We start from the raw sequence: 20058 nt of genomic DNA on the forward strand, positions 1-20058 counted from the left end.
GCCGCTAAGTCATCTTAAATTCCATCCGAAAACTTCCTTTAAAATGCTTCGCTCGACTTGCATGTGTTAAGCACGCCGCCAGCGTTCATCCTGAGCCAGGATCGAACTCTCAAATTAAATGTTCAATCCACGGTCAAAATCAACTACTAGCTAATTTATTTCCCGTTTTACTTGTTGTTTGGTTCGTATACAATTTCTTGTATTCGTTCTGAATTTCTCATTCAAAGCCGCTCAAACGCAGCTTATTATTAGAATTTTCAGGGTTTTACATACTGTTCAATCTTCTGTTTTCAAAGTGCTTTTTGTGTTGTCCGCTTCAGGAGCAACTCGTATATCTTATCATACTGAGTTGTCTTTGTCAACAACTTTTTTGTTTTTCTTTTTTCGCTGTTTTTCGACAGCTGGTATATATTAACATATCTTCACGATCATGTCAACAACTTTTTTCACTGTCAAACCGGAAAAAGATTTCATTTGGAAATGAGCGGAGAAAGAGGGATTTGAACCCTCGCGCCGGTTGCCCGACCTACACCCTTAGCAGGGGCGCCTCTTCGGCCTCTTGAGTATTTCTCCGTAGTTCATAGCTTCCATATGATGCGTCATTCAACTATTAGGTTTCCCAGACGCATTGACAATTATACATAATATATTTCGACTTGTCAACCCATTTTTTGATTTATTTCTTCCTGAATTCTGTCGTGTACGATTTCCGCTATCTGGGTGGTTTTTAAGGTCTGATAATCTTCGGGATAGAGAGGCTTTAAAAAGGAGATCTGTACCTTCTGCCTTTTGGATGATTTCTCATCGAATGGCTTAAAGCAGTCGATCAGCGCTACAGGTACAACGGGACATTTGGCATTTACGGCACTTTTAAAGGTCCCCCCCTTAAAGGATAAGAGCTTATTTCCTTCCCGGCTTCTTGTTCCTTCGGGGAATATTACATAATTGAAACCTTCTTTTACATTCTCTGTCATCTGCATGATTATTTTCATAGAAGCTTTGATATCCTGACGGTCTATGAAAAAGCCATGTAAGGCATTGATGACCTGCTTTACTAAAATCAGGTTAGATGCTTCTTTTTTTACTACTACACTTAAGGGCTTTGGACTTGCTTCTATAAGGGCCAGCATGTCAAAGAGCCCCTGATGGTTGGGGAAGAGGATAAAACCTGGCTCGGATGGAAGATTTTCAACTCCATGGACTTCTACTTCTACTTTTCCGGACTTATTTACTTTTTTCACTACATTGCGTATGTAATCGTAACGCTCTCTATGGGAATGGTCATCACCTGGCTGGCCAAATTTCCAGATTCGGTAAAACCAGAATGGGACCCGGCCTAGATTTTTTATTACCATATAAACAATTCGGTTCATGTTAATTCCTCTCCATAGGCTTTTATGGCAGTCTCATATAGGTTGCTTCCTTTGCTGTCTATGACAACGATAACCGGCAGGTCTTTGATTGTCAGGCGGCGGATGGCTTCTGTTCCGAGATCTTCATAGGCTATTACTTCTGAAGAAAGGATGCATTTTGATAACAGGGCTCCTGCTCCTCCTACAGCGGCAAAATATACGGCTTCATTTCTTACGATTGCTTCTATTACTTCCTTGCTTCGTTTTCCTTTGCCGATCATGCTGCTCATCCCAAGATCAAGAAGGGTTGGCGTATATTTGTCCATCCGGCTTGATGTGGTGGGTCCTGCTGATCCAATGGGGCGTCCTTCTCTTGCTGGGGATGGTCCCATATAGTAGATGGTCTCGCCTGATATGTCAAAGGGAAGAGGTTCTTTCCGGTCGAGAGTTTCTATCATTCGCTTATGGGCTGCATCTCTTGCTGTGTAAATAGTTCCTGTTAAGTATACGTAATCTCCTGATCTCAATTTTCTGGCATCCTCTTTGGTGATAGGAGCATTGATATGATAATCCATGATTTCCTCCGATTCAGTTTGATATTATATAATACGGTGTGCATGTCTGTTTACGTGGCAGCAAATATTGACAGCAACAGGGAGACCGGCAATGTGAGTTGGATATGTCTCTACATTTACAGAGAGAGCTGTTACACTTCCTCCAAGGCCGCCAGGACCAATACCAAGCTGATTGATTTTTAGAAGCATCTCTTCTTCCAGCTCTCTGACGTATGGAATCTCAGGTTTTTCATCTAGATTTCTTGTCAGGGCATGTTTTGCCATCTGGGCACATTTTTCAAAACTGCCTCCGATTCCTACTCCAACTACCATTGGTGGACATGCATTGGGACCAGCTTCTTTTACTGTTGTTAAAATGGCTTCTTTTACTCCATCCAGACCGTCGGCTGGTTTCAGCATAAAAATACGGCTCATGTTTTCACTTCCAAAGCCTTTTGGGGCTACTGTGATATCGATCTGGTCACCGGATACGATTTCATAATGAATGACGGCTGGCGTATTGTCTTTTGTATTGATCCGTTCTATGGGTTCTACAATGGATTTTCTTAAAAATCCTTCGATATAGCCTTGGGAAACGCCTCGGTTAATGGCATCGGTTAAGTTTTCTCCTTCTATGTGTACATCCTGGCCTACTTTTATAAATACAATTGCCATTCCTGTATCCTGGCAGATTGGAATCATCTCTTCCCCGGCAATCTTTAGGTTTTCCTGCAACTGGCAGAGGACCTGACGGCCAAGGCTGGATTTTTCAGTATTGACTGCATTTAAAAATACTTCTTCCATGTCCTTTGACAGCACATGATTGGCTTCGATACACATTTCCTTAATGTTTCTTGTTATTTCCTCGCTTTTTACTATCCTTAACATGGCTTCCTCCATACATAGGGCTTCTTCGTATTTTTTTATCATATATGATTCAAATGATGAAATCAAGAAAAAAATGATGGCAGGGTATGATGTTATCTCTCATCCCCTGCCATCGTTTCTAAATTAAGACGATTGCGTATTAGTTTTCCCTGTATGTCCTCAATTGTAATCTGTTCCATTCTGCTTCTGCATAAGTCATTTAACTCTCCATATATATCATCCATGACGCCAGACATACCGGAGGCTACCATGCAGGGAAGATTTTCATCTCCTGATTTCCATGATGAGGCTACAAAACTGACATCCAGTGCATCACAGATCTGCTTTAAATTGATGTCTGACGGTTCCTTTACCAAATGATAACCGCCTTCCAGTCCTTCCTTGGTTTCTATGATGCCTGCTTTTTTTAGCTTTGACATTACCTTCCGGATTCTTGCCGGGTTGGTGCATACATTGGAAGCCAGCTCCTCGCTGGATGTTGTAATCTGTCTCTGGTTTAAATATACTACGCTATGGACAGCGACTGCAAATTCACTTGTCATACTAATTCCCCCATTTTCACGAACATCATATGACACCTCTTATCTGTAATCATATTGGTTTCAGTTTGTATCTTATCAAATTTGCCGGCCTCTTGTCAAGGGAACTGCATAAAATAAGCTCCAGCTTCTGAAAAAATGAAGCTGGAGCTTATTTTTAATAGCCAAAGGTTTTTCGCCCATGGAATGTAGTTTTACTCTAATTTATCCTTTATCTGTACAATGACATCCTTTATGACCTTATCCTTCATCTCAAGAATGGTATATTTATTCTTCTCATCCTCAAGTTCCAGAGGCATCTGAGATTCCTTTGGGATAAAGCCTAAAAGTTCAATTAAGTATCCGGACAAGGTATCGCAGGAGCTTTCAATCTCATCATGAAGAACCTCATCAATATCATACAGGGAAATACTTCCTGATGCCTTATATACAAACGGTTCAACTTCAACCAGCTCAGGTTCTTCATCCTCATACTCGTCATGAATATCACCTACGATTTCTTCAATCAGATCCTGCATGGTGATGAGTCCCGATACACCGCCGTACTCATCAATGAGTATTGCCATATTCTTCTTATGCTTCTGCATGTCCAGAAACAGATCATCGGTCTTTTTATTTTCCGGGATGAAGTAGGGCTTTTGCAGGATTGGTCGTATATCAATATCTGCAAGCTCATTCTTATGCATCTCGATGGTAAAGTCCTTCATGGACAAAATACCGATTATATTATCAATCTCTCCATCATAAATCGGGATTCTGGAATGACGACTGTCCAATATCTCATTCAGTACCAGTTCAAGAGGCTGGTTAATATCCACGGCCACCATGTCCTGTCTTGGGATCATGATCTCTCTGGCCCTTTTATCATCAAACAGGAAGATAGATGTAATCATGTCTTCTTCGATCTTGTTGAATACTCCACTCTCACGTCCTGTCTGGAGCATGGACCTGATTTCCTCTTCTGAAACTTCTTCTTCTAAATTGTCTGTCTTCATACCAAGCAGCTTTAAGACTCCGTTGGTCGAAACGGAAAGCAGCTTTATAAACGGCGCCAGGATTCTTGAAATGATATAAATGGGGCGGACAGCAAATAAGCTGAACTTCTCTGCTCGCTGAAGTGCCACTCTCTTTGGTACCAATTCTCCAAATACCAGGTTAAAATAAGACAGGATAATGGTCACCCCTACCATAGCTATGCTGTGGCTGTAGGGAATACCCATCAATTCAAGCTTTCCACCAAGAATCTGTGATATACCGGTTGCCGCTGATGCACTGGAAAAGAATCCGGCAAATGTGATGGCTACCTGGATGGTTGATAAAAACCCCGTAGAATCTTCTGATAATTTTTGAATCAATGCTGCCTTTTTGTTACCGCTTTCTGCTAACATACGAATCCGGTTCTTATTGACCGATACAACGGCCATCTCTGCCCCTGAGAAAAATGCATTCATTATGGTGAGGGCAATCAATAATAAAATCTGTGCGACTATCTGTGCCGCGCCTGGGTCACTCTCCAAGCTGGTATTCCTCCTTTTTTTCGGACTATGTCCTGCAGGCTGTGCCTGCTTAATTTCAATATGCAAAAGACCTTGATTGCAGTAAGTTATTGCTGCGTTCAAAGTCTTTTACCGCTTTTATTGATGACTAGTATTATAATATAAATATTAAATTATTACAATAGCTATCTTGTTAAGATTTATTCCTCGGTTTCACTTGTGCTGTCTGGAGCCTCTTCCATCAGTTCTTCGGACTCTCCATCAAGCTCATCAAATTCTTCGTCATCGGATTTGCTTCCGTCATCCCGTACCTTTGCAATGCTCGCTACACGGATATCGGAATCCTGGTCAATGTTCATAAGACGGACACCGGATGTATTTCTTCCAATGACAGAAATATCATTGACAGAAATACGAATTACAATACCTTCAGTGGTGATAAGAAGAAGGTCATGGTCATCCTCAACCAGCTTTGCACCAACGATATCTCCGGTTTTATCTGTAATCTTATAACAGAGTACACCTTTACCGCCTCTTCTCTGAGGGGAGAATTCTTCCGTTGGGGTACGTTTGCCCATACCATTTTCAGATACGATTAATAGTTTTGGACCCTGAGTCTCCATCTGCATACCGATTACCTGGTCGTCATCATTTAACTTCATACCGATAACACCCATGGATACACGTCCGGTCACGCGGACATCTTTTTCATGGAACCGGATACACTGGCCTTTTCTTGTTACCAGGAAGATATCCTTGGTATCGTCTGTTGCCTTTACTTCGATAAGCTCGTCATTTTCCCGAAGGACAATGGCCTGAAGTCCGTTCTTTCTAACATTGGCGTATTCCATCATCGGAGTTTTCTTTACCATACCGGATCTGGTGGCCATGAATAAGAATTTCTCATCGTCGTATTCCTTCATCGGAATGATGGCTGTAATGCTCTCTCCCGGAAGCATCTGCAGAAGGTTTATAATGGCGGTTCCTCTGCTGGTTCTGCTTCCCTCCGGTATCATATAAGTCTTTAACCGGTATACACGGCCTGTGTTTGTGAAGAACATCAGGTAGTGATGGGTGGTTGTCATCATCAGGTCTTCGATGTAATCCTGGTCAATGGTCTGCATTCCCTTGATTCCCTTGCCACCGCGGTTCTGGTTCTTGAAATTGTCTATTGACATTCTCTTGATGTAGCCCAGCTTTGTCATGGCAACAATGGTGCTCTCATCCGGAATTAAATCTTCCATGGACATATCGTATTCATCGAATCCGATAGAAGTTCTTCTGTCATCTCCGAACTTTGCTGAAATGATGGAAATCTCTTCTCTGATAACGGCTAACAGTTTATTCTCATCTGCAAGGATGGCCTGTAGCTCTGCGATACGGGCCTGTAATTCCTTGTATTCGTTCTCTAACTTCTCCCGTTCCAGACCTGTTAACGCACGGAGACGCATGTCTACAATCGCCTGGGACTGAACGTCGCTTAAGCCGAAACGCTCCATTAATTCTGCTTTGGCAATCTGGATGTTCTGGGATCCACGGATAATTCGGATTACCTCATCAATGTTATCCAGGGCAATCAGTAAGCCTTGTAAGATATGGGCTCTTTCCTCTGCCTTGTTTAAATCGTAACGGATTCTTCTTGTTACGACTTCTTTCTGATGTTCCAGGTAATAATTAAGCATCTGAAGGATGTTAAGTACTTTTGGTTCCAGGACTCCGGCACTATTCTTAACCAGTGCGATCATGATAACGCCGAAGGTATCCTGAAGCTGTGTATGCTTGATCAGCTGGTTAAGTACTACGTTTGCATTGGCATCACGTCTTAACTCAATACAGATTCTCATACCGGTACGGTCAGACTCATCTCTTAAATCCGTAATACCGTCTACTTTTTTATCTTTTACAAGCTCAGCGATTTTTTCGATTAAGCGGGCTTTGTTTACCATGTAAGGAAGCTCTGTTACAATGATCCGGCTCTTGCCGTTTGGCATGGCCTCAATATCACTGACCGCTCTGACCCGGATTTTACCTCTTCCGGTTCGGTAAGCTTCTTCGATTCCCCTTTTTCCCAGGATGGTTGCTCCTGTTGGGAAATCTGGTCCTTTTATGATTTCGAGAATCTCTTCCATGGTGGTTTCCCGGTTTTCTTCCACCTGGTTATCAATAATCTTGACAACGGAGTTAATGACTTCCCTTAAGTTATGAGGAGGTATATTGGTTGCCATACCTACGGCGATACCGGAGGTACCATTGACTAAAAGGTTAGGATAACGGGATGGTAATACATCTGGCTCACGCTCTGTCTCATCAAAGTTAGGACTGAAATCTACCGTATCTTTGTTGATATCCGCAAGCATCTCCATGGAAATCTTACTTAAACGGGCTTCCGTGTATCGCATGGCCGCGGCTCCGTCTCCGTCCACGGAACCAAAGTTACCGTGACCATCCACCAGAGGATATCTGGTGGACCATTCCTGAGCCAGATTTACCAGAGCGCCGTAAATAGAGCTGTCACCATGAGGATGGTATTTACCCATGGTATCACCGACGATACGGGCACATTTACGGTGGGGCTTATCAGGACCGTTATTAAGCTCGATCATGGAATACAGGACTCTTCGCTGAACTGGCTTTAGGCCGTCTCTTACATCAGGCAGAGCTCTGGAAGCAATGACACTCATGGCATAATCGATATATGATTTTTCCATGGTCTTTTTTAAGTCCACGTCATGAACTTTATCAAAGATATTTGGTTCCATTTTATTTCCTCCAATTAAATATCAAGATTCTGTACGTATTTGGCATTCGCTTCGATAAATTCACGTCTTGGTTCTACCTGATCTCCCATCAAAGTGGTAAAGGTTAAATCCACCTCGGATTTGGACTCTTCATCCATATTGACTCTTAAAAGAACTCTTCGTTCCGGATCCATGGTGGTTTCCCAAAGCTGCTCGGCATCCATCTCGCCTAATCCTTTATAACGCTGGATCTTATTGTTGGTGTCTCTTCCAATCTCTTTTAAGATAGCATCCAGCTCTTCATCGCTGTACGCGTACCATACTTTTTTATTCTTCTCAAGCTTATAAAGAGGCGGCTGTGCCAGATATACATGGCCTTCCTTGATGAGGTCCGGCATGAACCGGTAGAGGAAGGTTAATAACAGGGTACTGATATGAGCTCCGTCAACATCGGCATCGGTCATGATGATAATTTTGTGGTATCTTAACTTGCTTAATTCAAAATCATCATGGATACCCGTACCAAATGCGGTAATCATAGCTTTTATCTCTGCATTGGCATAGATTTTATCAAGCCTTGCTTTTTCTACGTTTAAGATTTTTCCTCGAAGGGGGAGGATGGCCTGGGTATTTCTTGAACGGGCTGTTTTTGCGGAACCGCCCGCACTGTCTCCCTCGACGATGTAAATCTCACAGTTTTCCGGATTCTTGTCAGAACAGTCTGCAAGCTTACCAGGAAGGGCCATTCCTTCCAGAGCGGTCTTTCTTCTTGTTAAGTCTCTTGCCTTTCTGGCCGCTGCTCTGGCTCTCTGGGCAAGAATAGACTTGTCGCAGATGGTTCTGGAGAGACTTGGATTCTGCTCTAAATAGTAGGTAAACTGCTCTCTAAGGAGGTTATCTACGGCTCCTCTTGCCTCACTGTTACCAAGCTTCTGCTTGGTCTGTCCCTCGAACTGAGGTTCTTCAATCTTAACACTGATAATTGCGGTGAGACCTTCTCTGATATCTTCTCCTGAAAGGTTTGCTTCGCTCTCTTTTAAAAGCTTATTCTTTCTCGCATAATCATTCAGGGTGGTGGTCAGAGCACTTTTAAAGCCGGCTAAATGAGTTCCGCCTTCCGGGGTATTGATGTTGTTTACAAAGCTGTAAATATTCTCTGTATAGGAATCGTTGTGCTGCATGGCAACTTCAACGTAAACACCATCCTTTGTTCCTTCGCAGTAAAATACCTGATCATAAAGAGAGGTCTTACCCTTGTTTAAGTATGTGACGAACTCTTTGATTCCGCCTTCATAGTGGAATACGTGCTCATGGCCGTCTTCTCTCTCATCCTTAAGCACAATCTTAAGATTTTTTGTTAAGAATGCGGTCTCCCGAAGACGGATCTTTAAGGTATCGTAATCGTATACGGTCTCTTCAAAAATATCTTTATCCGGAAGAAAGGTTACCGTTGTTCCGTGTTCTTCCAGGCTGCACTCTCCGATGACCTTTAATGGATACATGGTCTTACCTTTTTCGTAGCGCTGCTTATAGATCTTTCCTTCGGTACGGATTTCTACTTCCAGCCACTGGGAAAGGGCATTAACTACGGATGCGCCTACTCCATGGAGTCCGCCGGAAACTTTATATCCTCCGCCGCCGAATTTTCCACCGGCATGAAGGATGGTAAATGCGACTTCAACGGCTGGAATTCCAGCTTTTTTCTGAATTCCAACCGGGATTCCACGCCCGTCATCCACAACTGTGATGGAGTTGTCTGGATGGATTACTACTTCTATGCTGTCACAGTATCCGGCCAGAGCCTCGTCTACCGCGTTGTCCACGATTTCATATACCAGATGATGAAGCCCCCGGATGGACGTACTGCCGATATACATACCGGGTCTTTTTCTTACTGCTTCAAGTCCTTCTAATATCTGGATTTGATCTGCACCATATTCTTGACTCATTTTACCACGCTTCCTCCTGAATGGTTAATTTTCACTACCTACGGTTCCGTTTACTATCCGGAATATCTTATCGATATGGAACCGGTCATTTACAAAATCCTCCAGTCCCGTGCAGGTAATGACAGTTTGTATGTGATTAATCCCTGCCAGCAATTGATTTTGTCTGCTGCTGTCAAGCTCAGACAAAACATCATCCAGCAAAAGAATTGGATAATCATGTACAATATGTTCTACCAGTTCTATTTCTGCAAGCTTTAGGGATAAAGCAGCGGTCCTTTGCTGTCCCTGGGATCCGAACCGACGTATGTCGATTCCGTTTACCATGAAACTTAGATCATCCCGGTGGGGACCTGTTAAGGTTGTCCTTTGCTTTAAATCCTGTTGCCTGCTCCGCCTTAATGTATCTTCAAACGCATCTGCCTCTACATTTGGTTCGTAGAGAATGCGCAGAGATTCCTTGTTCCCGGAAAGCTTCTGGTGGATGGGTCCTATGATACCATCCAGCCGTTCCATAAACTCTTTCCTGTAATAAATAATTTCTTTGCCGTATTGAATCAGCTGCATGTCCCATATGTCCAGAGTCTCTTCATAATCAGGCCGAAAGGCCAGATCCTTTAACAGTTTATTTCTCTGGGTAATGATCCGGTTATACTGGACCAGAGAATGGACATAGAGTTTATTTAGTTGACATAATTCCAAGTCAACGAACCGGCGTCTTTCAGCCGGCCCATTTTTTATGAGATTTAAGTCTTCCGGAGAAAAAAATACAACATTGACAATTCCAAACAACTCGCTGGCTTTCCGTATGGGAACACCGTTGACAGCCACGCCTTTGGCCTTGTTTTTCTTCAAATGCATGTCGATCCGGTATGGAATGTCATTCTTTCTGATGTTTAGCTTGATATGTGACTCATCCCTGTCAAACTGTATGATTTCTTTATCTTTGCTGCCTCTGTGGGATTTTGTCGTTGCACAGACATAAATGGCTTCTAAGACGTTTGTTTTTCCCTGGGCATTGTCCCCATAGAGTATATTGGTTCCATGACTAAAATCCATATGTAGTTCATCATAGTTGCGGTAATTCTTAAGCTCTATCGACTCAATGATCATGGATTATATCATTCCTCAATTTTAATGGTATTGCCGTCAAAGGTAACGACATCTCCGCCCCTTAGTTTTTTTCCTCTCTGATACTCCACCTGTCCGTTAACAGAAACCAGACCATCCTCGATTACGAATTTTGCATCGACTCCGGATCCTACGAATCCTGCGGCCTTTAGGGCCTGTCCCAGCTTGATGTATTCGTCTCTCAGTTTAATTGTTTCCATGATTTCTCCATTCTGTGCCGCCTAAAGGGCACTAAAACAATTCCTATACGGATGCCGCATTAAAGTTAACTGGCAGTATCAGATAGATATATTTTCCTTCGTCATCCCGGATAAAGCATGGGGACTTTGGATTTAACATATAAAGGGTCACTTCCTCATCATCGATGATTCTTAGTGCATCCATTAAAAACTTAGGGTTAAAGCCGATCATAATATCGCTTCCGGTCTTGTGAGTCGGTACCTGGGCATTCATGGAACCAAAACTGGAATTCATCTTAAGCTGCATTTCCTGCTCTTCAATGTTGATGATGAGTGGCTTCTTATCATTTTCACGTACCAGGATGGTTGCCCGGTCGATGGAATCGAGAAGCTCCCGTCTGTTTGCAGTGACCTTTGTTTCATAGTCGCTGGAAAGCATCTGGTCAATGCGGAAGTATTCTCCTTCAATCAGGCGTGATACAACCATGGTGTGATCAAACTCGAACAAAATGTGGTTGGCTCCAAAGAAAATAAGCACTTCTTTTTCATTGTCTCCCCCAAGAATTTTGCTGACCTCGCTTAGAGTCTTGCCAGGAACAATGACTTTTATATCATGGTAGCTGTCTTTTAATTCAATATTTCGGATGGAAATGCGGTGACCATCCAGAGAAACTACTTTTAACTGGTTCCCAGTTACCTGGAAAAGCTCTCCAGTCATCATCTTATTGCTGTCGTTTGGAGCAATGGAGAAAATGGTCTGGCGGATTACTTCTTTTAAGGAGAACTGGGATAAACAAATGTAATGATCCCGCTCTATGTATGGGAGATAGGCAAACTCTTCGCCATCCCGTCCCTGAATATGGAAAACTGAATTTTCACAGGAAATGGTAGTCGTAAACTTTTCGTCACTTTCAATGGTTACCATGGAATCTCCTGCAGAGGAAAGCTTTCTTACGATTTCTGAAAGAAGCTTTGCTTCCAGAGCGATTTTACCACGCTCCAGGATGGTTCCTTCTACCTTTGTTTCGATACCAAGTTCCATGTCATTGGCTGTCAGCTTAATCTCAGATCCGCTGGCATCAATAAAGATGCATTCGAGGATGGACATGGTTGTCTTGCTGGGAACTGCTTTTAGTACAATATTAATGCCGTTTAAAATGGCATCCTGATGAAATGTCAGTTTCATAATTGTTGATAACTCCTTTGCTCTCGAAATTACAATAAATAGATGGATGATATAGTTAAATTCCGTCGTATTAGTAGTAGGGGCTGTGGGTTTGTGTATAAGCCCTCATAAGCGTTATAAAGGCTCGAAATTCTGTGTTCATAAAGATGTGAATAACGTCCACAAAAACCAAGGAAAACTTTCAAGTTATCCACAAGATGATGAGAAACGATTTGAGGGGCTTTATTATCCACATGAAATTAACATCTAATGCACAGGTTATTGTGGATTAATCTTCTTCTTTAAGATCTCAATGGTATTGCTTAACGTATCGTTCTTGTCCACATCTGCCGTAATCTTATCAATTCCATGAATAATGGTGGTATGATCCCTTCCTCCAAGGAACTTTCCAATCATCTGAAGTGGTGTGCCAACCATCTCACGGCATAGGTACATAACGATCTGACGGGGATAGACGATTTCCTTGTTACGCTTTTGGGAACAGATATCAAGGGGCGTTAAACCATAATGGTCAGCAACCACCTGGATGACAAGCTCCGGCGTGATTTCTCTTTTATCATTAGGTGAAATAATATCCTTTAATGCTTCCTCTGCCAGTTCCACCGTGATTTCTTTGTTATCGAGACGGGAGAGTGCGACAATCTTTGTTAAGGCACCTTCCAGTTCTCTGATGTTGGATTTTATGTTGGTGGCAATGTATTTGATTACTTCATTGTCGATGTTATAGCCTTCCATCTCTTCTTTTTTCCGTAAAATGGCCATTCGGGTCTCATAATCCGGAGACTGTATGTCCACAGTAAGGCCCCATTCAAAACGGGAACGAAGCCGTTCTTCTAAGGTCTCAATTTCTTTCGGAGGTTTATCGGAGGAGATGATGATCTGCTTTTTGGCTTCATAAAGGGCATTGAAGGTATGGAAAAATTCTTCCTGTGTACTTTCCTTGCCGATAATAAACTGGATGTCATCGATTAAAAGAACGTCGTTGTTTCTGTACTTTTCCCGAAATTCAGTGGGAGAGAAGTTGTTTTTATTACGGATCGCATCGATCAGCTCGTTGGTGAACTTCTCACTTGTTACATAGAGTACCTTTGCATGGGGATTGTTCTTTAATATAAAGTGTCCAATGGAATGCATCAGATGGGTTTTTCCAAGTCCAACGCCTCCGTATATGAAAAGAGGGTTGTATATCTCACCTGGAGATTCCGCCACCGCCAAAGATGCGGCATGGGCTAAGTTATTGTTGGCACCCACCACGAAGGTATCAAATATATACTTCGGGTTTAAGTTGGCAGTGATGATAGCAGACTGGCTGACCGGGTTAACCGAGTTTGTAATGAGTGTATTTCCTGCAGGAGCAGGGGCGGTCTCCTTTTGAATCTGATTTTCGACAACAAAATCAACGCTGCATTCAAAGCCAGTCACTTCTTCGATGGTGATCTTCAAAAGAAACCCGTATTTTTTGCGGATGTATCCTAAGAACTCTACATCCGGAACTGTGACGATGGCTTTTTCGCCATCCACAGCATAAACTTTCAGCGGGAGAAGCCAGGTTTTGAAAGACACGTCTGTGATTTCGTGCTCTTCTTTTAAATTCAATAAGATTTCGTCCCATTTTTCCTTTAACTTTTCTAACATTGTAAGTCTCCTACATCTAAAAAATGCAAATATGCGCATTTGCCCAATCTAAACTTCATTTTATACCATTTTGAAATAATTTTCAATGAGAATAGTAAAAAATTGTGGATAAGTGTGTGCAGAGGCTGTGTATTGCTTGTGAATGAATTGTTGATAATCATCCAGAGAGAGAGTTGTCCACAAAAAAGCGTACTTTTACAAGTCACGTTATTCACATCCTGGAAAACTTGTATTTTTCTGGGATGGGAGGACAGGCTTGTGAACAACTAAAGGGTTATCAAGATAGTATCAAGATAGTTTTCCACAAGTTATCCCCATAATGTTGATAACTTTATGTAAATTAACAAATTTCGTGTGTTTTAGAGAACAGGATTGACGAATGCCTTGGGAAGTAGGTATAATGCAGGTGTAACAAGTTGCATTGTATCTTTCAAAAGAACAGTAGCACAGGAGGTTAAAGGATGAACATTGAAAACAAAACACGTAACCTGGTACTGGCAGCTGTATTTGCTGCTATTATCGTAATCCTGGCATTTACGCCTTTGGGGTATATTCCTCTTGGTTTTATGAATGCCACCATCATTCAAGTTCCGGTCATAATTGGAGCCATTATTCTTGGACCAAAATATGGGGCATTTTTAGGAATGATGTTTGGTCTCACAAGCTTGTGGAAAAATACCTACATGCCCAATCCAACGTCTTTTGTATTTTCTCCTTTTATTAAGGTAGGAGAGTACGGAGGCAATTTTGGAAGTCTCATCATCTGCATGGTTCCCAGAATTCTAGTGGGAATTGTTGCATATTATGTGTTCCGGGCAGTGATAAAGGCGCTGGGGAGTAAAACAGGGAAACGGACCATCGCGCTTGCAGCCGCTGGAGTAGCTGGATCATTAACCAATACACTTTTGGTAATGAATCTGATCTATTTTCTGTTTGGCAAGGAGTATGGACAAGCTGCTAAGGGTCTTACGGATGGAATTTATTCTGTTATTTTAGGGATTATTTGCATCAATGGAATTCCTGAGGCAATCGTAGCCGGAATTCTTACGGTAGCGGTTTCTCAGGCATTGCTTAAAGTGATGAATCGATAGGAATGATGAAAAGGCACCTCTTATAGAAATTTAAGAGGTGCCTTTTTTGGTGTTTTATAAGGTATCGTTTGGTCTGACACTTGATATGGTATCCGCGATTTCTTTGCTGACACGATCCCAATCGCTTGGTCTGATTGTAAATGTGGTCAGTACATAATATTTGTCAAATTTCTCGCAGGTGAAGTAGAAATATAGTATGTTTGTGCCTATTGTGCTTTTATATAGGGTTTGAGGGGCCTGGTGGTCCAAGTTTAACATTTCTTTGTTGTTGACTGGACTGAGAGTATATTCTGTATTAAAATAATCTATCATGTTATCCATGAAATATTGCTCATTGACGGTATCCTGATAATCATCTTTATAATATATGTTAAATATTAATTCAGAATCTTTGATATCATCGTATAGATATAAATCATTTGAATTATCTGTTTCCCGTTCATAACTCTTTGGTGCTGTAGCAATGATTTCCTTGTTTACTGAAATTGCATCATAGGTATTTTCGTTTGGAGCTGAGGTGGTGCTGGAAGTATCTGCCAGTAATGTGAGTCCCCAAAAGATGGTGCCTATAACAATTAATATGGCGGCTATGGTGAGAATTACACCCAGGAAGTTTGTTCCACCTTTCCTTTTTAGGTATGACAGGGCATCATCATTATTATACTGTGAGGCTGTTCTTATTGTGGTGTTACAGGTTTTATAATACATGTAATTAGCATAAGCACCTGCCAGGCCATGGAGAATTAATCCTATTGGAAGGATATATCCAATTATGCTTGCGAGAAAAAAGAAGAATGAATATAAATACATTTTACGATAAATAAGCCAGTAGAAGGGAAAGAAAAATGCGGCCCAGTTCCAGCTGGTGAAGGATCGTTCAGGTGTTTGGTGTTCCCATTTTGTTTTATAATAGTAGTAATTATCTCCAACAAAGGTTTCGGTTGCCCAGTCATCCCAGGTTTTTTGTACTTGTTCCATGTAAAATCTCCTTACGTTAAGAATTATGGAACATATTATATCAGCAAAATTCGACAAAATATTTTATGGTGTAATAAATAGCAGGGTACGTGTAAAAATTAGCTGAGAGAGATGTAAATACTGGGGGATTATATGGTCAGGTGTTAAATCTTTGGTGATTATTAGATGAAAAATGGGAGAGTAATAGTGTAGAATAAGGGATAGAGAGAGGATGTTTTATCATTGATTATAAGGTGGATTATGTTAACTGGATTAAAAAGGGAAGAGTGGTGACTGGAGAGTTACCATTCTTCCCTTTCTTCATATTAAATGTGTTTAAGAATATTATTTATATTAAGGATGCTGTGATGATAGACATTTTATAAACTTCATCAGCATTGCAGCCTCTGGAAAGGTCATTGATTGGGGCGTTTAATCCCTGGAGGATGGGACCAAAGGCTTCAAAACCACCAAGACGCTGGGCAATTTTATATCCTATGTTTCCGGCGTTGATGTCTGGGAATACAAAAACATTGGCATTACCTGCTACGGCTGATTGGGGTGCTTTTGTTTTGGCGACAGTTGGTGAGAATGCAGCGTCGAACTGCAGTTCGCCATCCACTGGAAAGTCCAGATTCATGGATTTTAATTTAGTGGAAGCGTTTCTTACTTTATCTACGGATTCTCCTTTTCCGGAGCCAAGGGTGCTGTAGGAGAGCATTGCAACCTTTGGATCTATGGAAAAGGTTTTGGCTGTTCTTGCAGTTTCATATGCGATTTCAACCAGCTCATCCTCTGAGGGATCTAGATTTATGGCACAATCCGCCATGGCATACATTTCAGTTCCGTTTTCTGACTGGCGGTATAGGATAAAGCAGCTTGATACGATTTTACTGCCTGGCTTGGTTTTGATTAACTGAAGGGCTGGTCTTACGGTATCGGCAGTGGAATAGGTGGCTCCACCAAGAAGACAGTCGGCCTTTCCCATTTTCACCAGCATGGTACCGAAATAATTGGACTTTTGGAGCGCAGCTCGGCAGGAGGCTTCATCCATTTTTCCTTTTCTTAATTCTACCATTAGAGAGACCATGTCCTCCATTTGGTCGTAGTTGTTTGGGTCGATGGTTTCAATTCCATCTACGGACCATCCAGATTTTGTGGCAGCTTCTTTGATTTCAGTTGGGGTTCCCAGTAGGATAGGGGTTAAGATGCCCTCGGTGTGGAGGCGGCTGGCGGCTTCTAGGATTCTTGGGTCAGTGCCTTCGGTGAATACGATTTTTCTGTTTTCTGTTTTTAGAGTGGTGATCATTTGGTTGAACATGTGGGTTTCCTCCTGGATTTGATGGATGGTTTTGAGTTAAGTATATATTTTAGAATCAATTACCTTTTTTCATATTTATTATATCGTTCATTGATCGAATAACAAAGGTGGGTATTTACTCTATACAAGAGCGCCGCCGCCATCTACGATTATGAACTGACCTTGAACATAGCTGGAACAATCACTGGAAAGGTAGAGAATGGTACCATTTAATTCTCCTTTTTTCCCAGGGCGTCCGGATGGGTTCGATGCATTGTATTTGTTTAAAAACTCTTCTGACTTAAATAAGGTTCCACTTGTCATTTCACTTTCAAAAAGAGCCGGTCCAATGGCATTTACTGTGATACCATATTTCGCATAGGAAGCTGCCATACCTCTTGTTAAGCCGACCACGGCCGCTTTGGAGGAATTATAGGAGTGTCTGATAAAGGCATCAAATTTATCTGCAACCACTGCATTAACCGATGCAATATTAACGATTTTGCCATAACCTCTCTCCATCATTTGCGGTAGTACATATTTGCTTGCTAAAAAGATTCCCTTCACATTTGTATCGAAGGATTTATCCCAATCCTCCACTGACATGCTGTCTACTCCGCCGCGTACGGCTACGCCTGCATTATTTAATAAGATATCAATGTGACCGAAGGATTCAAGCACGGTTTGTATCGTTGTTTTTACGCTTTCCTCCTTGGTAACATCACACCCGACCGCAACTACCTTTCTGCCTAACTGCTCAATTTCAGTTTTTACCTCATTGAGCTTTTCTATCCGTCTTGCCAGTAGTGCAACATCTGCTCCTGCTTTTGCATAGGCAAGTGCCGCATCTGCTCCTAGTCCTGAACTAGCTCCTGTTACAACAGCTACTTTACCATATAAATCAAAATAATTTTCCATGCATTTACGTCCTTTCTTTTATTAAAAGAGATTACAAATGATAGATGAATAATAACAATATTATAGTATACATACATTTTAATTTCAATAAATTGGTAATATAAAAGCGGGACTTAAAGGTCCCGCCCAGATAGCTGATAGCTCTATCATAATTTACTTTGTACATCCTTGCTTGCCGCCTGTAGAAGTTTAACAATGTGGTCACGGTCTTTAATCCACGTTTAGTTTTGGGCCTACAATCGCCAGACTTGTATAATTGAATGGCTTTTTATACATACCTTTGTTAAGATATAGGCTTCCGTATGGCTTTTCCAGTAATTCCTCTAGCTAGAGATACTATTGACCAATCCCTTTCATTAACAATATCTGCTTGTCTTTTTATCATATTATTCATATGATATGTATACATTATTATTTTCTTCAATAGATTTTTTTAATAGTTCGAGTATTTTCTCAAGTATTTCCAATTCCAATTCATCAAGCTTATTCTTATCTATACCTTTAAATTGTTCGTATGCACCTTCAATATTTTCTATTAACCAAGGACTTTCATCGTACCATCCTATATTAAGATTGTAATAATATGATAATGCTGTCCATTTTCCTTCTACTGGTGTAATTTGCTGCATTATATTATCAAAATAACCAGACCATAAACTTAATCCTGATTTTTCATTGTCTTGTTTAACAACAGTAAAAATTATTTCTGGTTCTCCCTCAAATCCTAAGTAGTATTTATTATTTAAATGTTCCATAGTTTCTCCTTATTTTGCCTGATAATGACCATTTTGTAATATTTGCTTTTGTGCTTCTGTAGCTGTTCCAGATTGATTAGCTTTAACTGCTTGATTCCAGACTGACTCATTAACCCATGAATCTCCAACTTTTACCTCCACTACTTTTTGAACACCATTTGCATTACCTGGTGTTGTTTTGGTAACTACCCACGTAGTTCCTCTATCATATTGTACGGCTCCTGGTGTTTCTGTATGCCATCTTGCTTCATAATTATAATTACCATCATTCCATTTATATTTTATTTGTTGATATCCATTTTTAGATTGAGCAATTACTTTAGTTTTTTCAGGTATATTAACTGGTGAACCACCATTATTTCGAATATCTGTTGTAACTTTTACTAAGTCATCACCTGATAAAGAATCAAATTTAATATTATCATATTTAGTTTTGCCAGCCCCCTTAGCCTCAACTTTCTGAGTCACAGATTTACTATACTTGCTTTGTCCGTTACTTACGTTTTTAATACCACTATACATTATAGCCGCGTATGCGATCGTATTAACACCGTCTGCTAAAGCACTGGAAAAAACTTTATTTTCTTCCTGCCATCTATAAAAAGGTTTTGTATCGATATTATGTGCTGTTTCCTTACAATCCTTTTTAAGAAATTCAATTGTTTTCGTATTTATTTTAAGTTCATTCCAACCTTCATCATTAGATATGCCTTGTCTTACTCCGCCTGTTTGCATACCATTAACGAAACCTTCCATTGTCGAAGTATCACAGTAGGGCAGAAGATGTCCAAAAGCACTTCTTAAATAATTTCCTTCTACATTCTTCTCATCAAATAGGGTATAAAGGTCTATATCTCCTTTCTTTAGGGTCTGATCTTCAATAAACTTAATGGCTTTATTGTACATTCCTTTGTTAAGATAAAGGCTTCCGTATGGATTTTCTAACACCTCCCGAAGTCCGGGGTACTTTTGATCCATCTCTTCACAAAATAATATCTGCTTGGCAAATATTCCATCCTGTCCGGAACTAATGATTTTAAACTCTGCTCCTACAACCCTACATGCGAGAAGAGACTCTGTAGTAATGATTTCTTTTCCATTAACCTTCTCTCCTTGCGGAACTGGATTTTCCCATTTATTATTTAGATTCATTAGGGTTTCACAAGAACCTCCGGCGTAACAGTCACCAAAGGGCAGGATATTGAATAAAGCTTTAGTATCGTCTACACAAGCTTTGGGTAGATTGTTGATTTTTATATCTTCTGAATCAACATATAAGTAACTGTCTTGAGAACCATATGGGCATCGCAGTTTAGCACCTAATACCAATGGTTCTGGTGGTTTTTTTTCCTTACCAAACAGCCAGTCAAAAAATCCCATGTAATTCCTCCTT

Annotated in this window: 17 protein-coding genes, 1 tRNA gene and 1 rRNA gene; 1 reads left to right on the forward strand and 18 read right to left on the reverse strand. The window is 41.0% G+C overall.

Features of this window, described 5'->3' with window-relative positions; translation table 11 throughout:
- From T546_RS0119065 to dnaA, 13 genes are all read right to left on the reverse strand, one after another.
- A 16S ribosomal RNA gene (locus tag T546_RS0119065) occupies positions 1-117 on the reverse strand; the annotation flags it as partial.
- A 368-nt stretch (positions 118-485) separates the two neighbouring features.
- Positions 486-573, reverse strand: a tRNA-Ser gene (locus T546_RS0119070).
- A gap of 86 nt (positions 574-659) precedes the next feature.
- Positions 660-1373 (reverse strand): lysophospholipid acyltransferase family protein, encoded by a 714-nt coding sequence (locus tag T546_RS24025; RefSeq protein WP_034600006.1) that lies wholly within the window; start codon positions 1371-1373, stop codon positions 660-662.
- On the reverse strand, positions 1370-1927 hold the full coding sequence (locus tag T546_RS0119080) for a Fe-S-containing hydro-lyase (RefSeq protein ID WP_026893005.1): 558 nt from the start codon (positions 1925-1927) through the stop codon (positions 1370-1372). The genes T546_RS24025 and T546_RS0119080 overlap by 4 nt, the downstream gene beginning before the upstream one ends.
- Before the next feature lie 24 nt (positions 1928-1951).
- Positions 1952-2794, reverse strand: coding sequence for a fumarate hydratase (locus T546_RS0119085; protein WP_026893006.1), 843 nt, complete (start codon positions 2792-2794; stop codon positions 1952-1954).
- 92 nt (positions 2795-2886) lie between these two features.
- Positions 2887-3336 carry an RrF2 family transcriptional regulator gene (locus tag T546_RS0119090; protein ID WP_026893007.1) on the reverse strand — a complete coding sequence of 150 codons (450 nt, stop codon included), beginning with the start codon at positions 3334-3336 and terminating at the stop codon, positions 2887-2889.
- 191 nt (positions 3337-3527) lie between these two features.
- A complete protein-coding gene (locus tag T546_RS0119095) occupies positions 3528-4850 on the reverse strand; it encodes a hemolysin family protein (protein ID WP_026893008.1) in 1323 nt (440 codons plus the stop codon).
- Between the two features lie 179 nt (positions 4851-5029).
- Positions 5030-7588 (reverse strand): DNA gyrase subunit A, encoded by a 2559-nt coding sequence (gene gyrA, locus T546_RS0119100; protein ID WP_026893009.1) that lies wholly within the window; start codon positions 7586-7588, stop codon positions 5030-5032.
- A gap of 14 nt (positions 7589-7602) precedes the next feature.
- Positions 7603-9516 (reverse strand): DNA topoisomerase (ATP-hydrolyzing) subunit B, encoded by a 1914-nt coding sequence (gene gyrB, locus T546_RS0119105; protein ID WP_026893010.1) that lies wholly within the window; start codon positions 9514-9516, stop codon positions 7603-7605.
- A gap of 24 nt (positions 9517-9540) precedes the next feature.
- Positions 9541-10626 (reverse strand): DNA replication/repair protein RecF, encoded by a 1086-nt coding sequence (gene recF, locus T546_RS0119110; RefSeq protein ID WP_026893011.1) that lies wholly within the window; start codon positions 10624-10626, stop codon positions 9541-9543.
- A gap of 8 nt (positions 10627-10634) precedes the next feature.
- Positions 10635-10844 carry an RNA-binding S4 domain-containing protein gene (locus T546_RS0119115; RefSeq protein ID WP_024837897.1) on the reverse strand — a complete coding sequence of 70 codons (210 nt, stop codon included), beginning with the start codon at positions 10842-10844 and terminating at the stop codon, positions 10635-10637.
- Positions 10845-10887: 43 nt separating this feature from the next.
- On the reverse strand, positions 10888-12009 hold the full coding sequence (gene dnaN, locus T546_RS0119120; protein WP_026893012.1) for a DNA polymerase III subunit beta: 1122 nt from the start codon (positions 12007-12009) through the stop codon (positions 10888-10890).
- A gap of 258 nt (positions 12010-12267) precedes the next feature.
- The gene (dnaA, locus tag T546_RS0119125; RefSeq protein WP_024837895.1) at positions 12268-13644 is read right to left on the reverse strand and encodes a chromosomal replication initiator protein DnaA; all 1377 of its coding nucleotides are present in this window, start codon (positions 13642-13644) and stop codon (positions 12268-12270) included.
- 461 nt (positions 13645-14105) lie between these two features.
- Here dnaA and T546_RS0119130 point away from each other — a divergent pair, with 461 nt between their 5' ends.
- Positions 14106-14735 carry an ECF transporter S component gene (locus tag T546_RS0119130; protein ID WP_026893013.1) on the forward strand — a complete coding sequence of 210 codons (630 nt, stop codon included), beginning with the start codon at positions 14106-14108 and terminating at the stop codon, positions 14733-14735.
- Between the two features lie 54 nt (positions 14736-14789).
- Here T546_RS0119130 and T546_RS24785 read toward each other — a convergent pair whose 3' ends face one another.
- The 5 genes from T546_RS24785 to T546_RS24790 form a co-directional block, all read right to left on the reverse strand.
- Positions 14790-15713 carry a DUF2628 domain-containing protein gene (locus T546_RS24785; RefSeq protein ID WP_026893014.1) on the reverse strand — a complete coding sequence of 308 codons (924 nt, stop codon included), beginning with the start codon at positions 15711-15713 and terminating at the stop codon, positions 14790-14792.
- 328 nt (positions 15714-16041) lie between these two features.
- Positions 16042-17013, reverse strand: a complete 972-nt coding sequence (pta, locus tag T546_RS0119140) for a phosphate acetyltransferase (protein WP_026893015.1) — start codon at positions 17011-17013, stop codon at positions 16042-16044.
- A 120-nt stretch (positions 17014-17133) separates the two neighbouring features.
- A complete protein-coding gene (locus tag T546_RS0119145) occupies positions 17134-17910 on the reverse strand; it encodes an SDR family NAD(P)-dependent oxidoreductase (protein ID WP_026893016.1) in 777 nt (258 codons plus the stop codon).
- Between the two features lie 386 nt (positions 17911-18296).
- Complete coding sequence (locus tag T546_RS0119150; protein WP_026893017.1) at positions 18297-18665, reverse strand: hypothetical protein; 369 nt, start codon at positions 18663-18665, stop codon at positions 18297-18299.
- Positions 18666-18674: 9 nt separating this feature from the next.
- Complete coding sequence (locus tag T546_RS24790; RefSeq protein ID WP_051629983.1) at positions 18675-20045, reverse strand: PAAR-like protein; 1371 nt, start codon at positions 20043-20045, stop codon at positions 18675-18677.
- Positions 20046-20058: the final 13 nt, after the last annotated feature.

Source organism: [Clostridium] aerotolerans DSM 5434, from assembly GCF_000687555.1.
Taxonomy (GTDB): domain Bacteria; phylum Bacillota; class Clostridia; order Lachnospirales; family Lachnospiraceae; genus Lacrimispora; species Lacrimispora aerotolerans.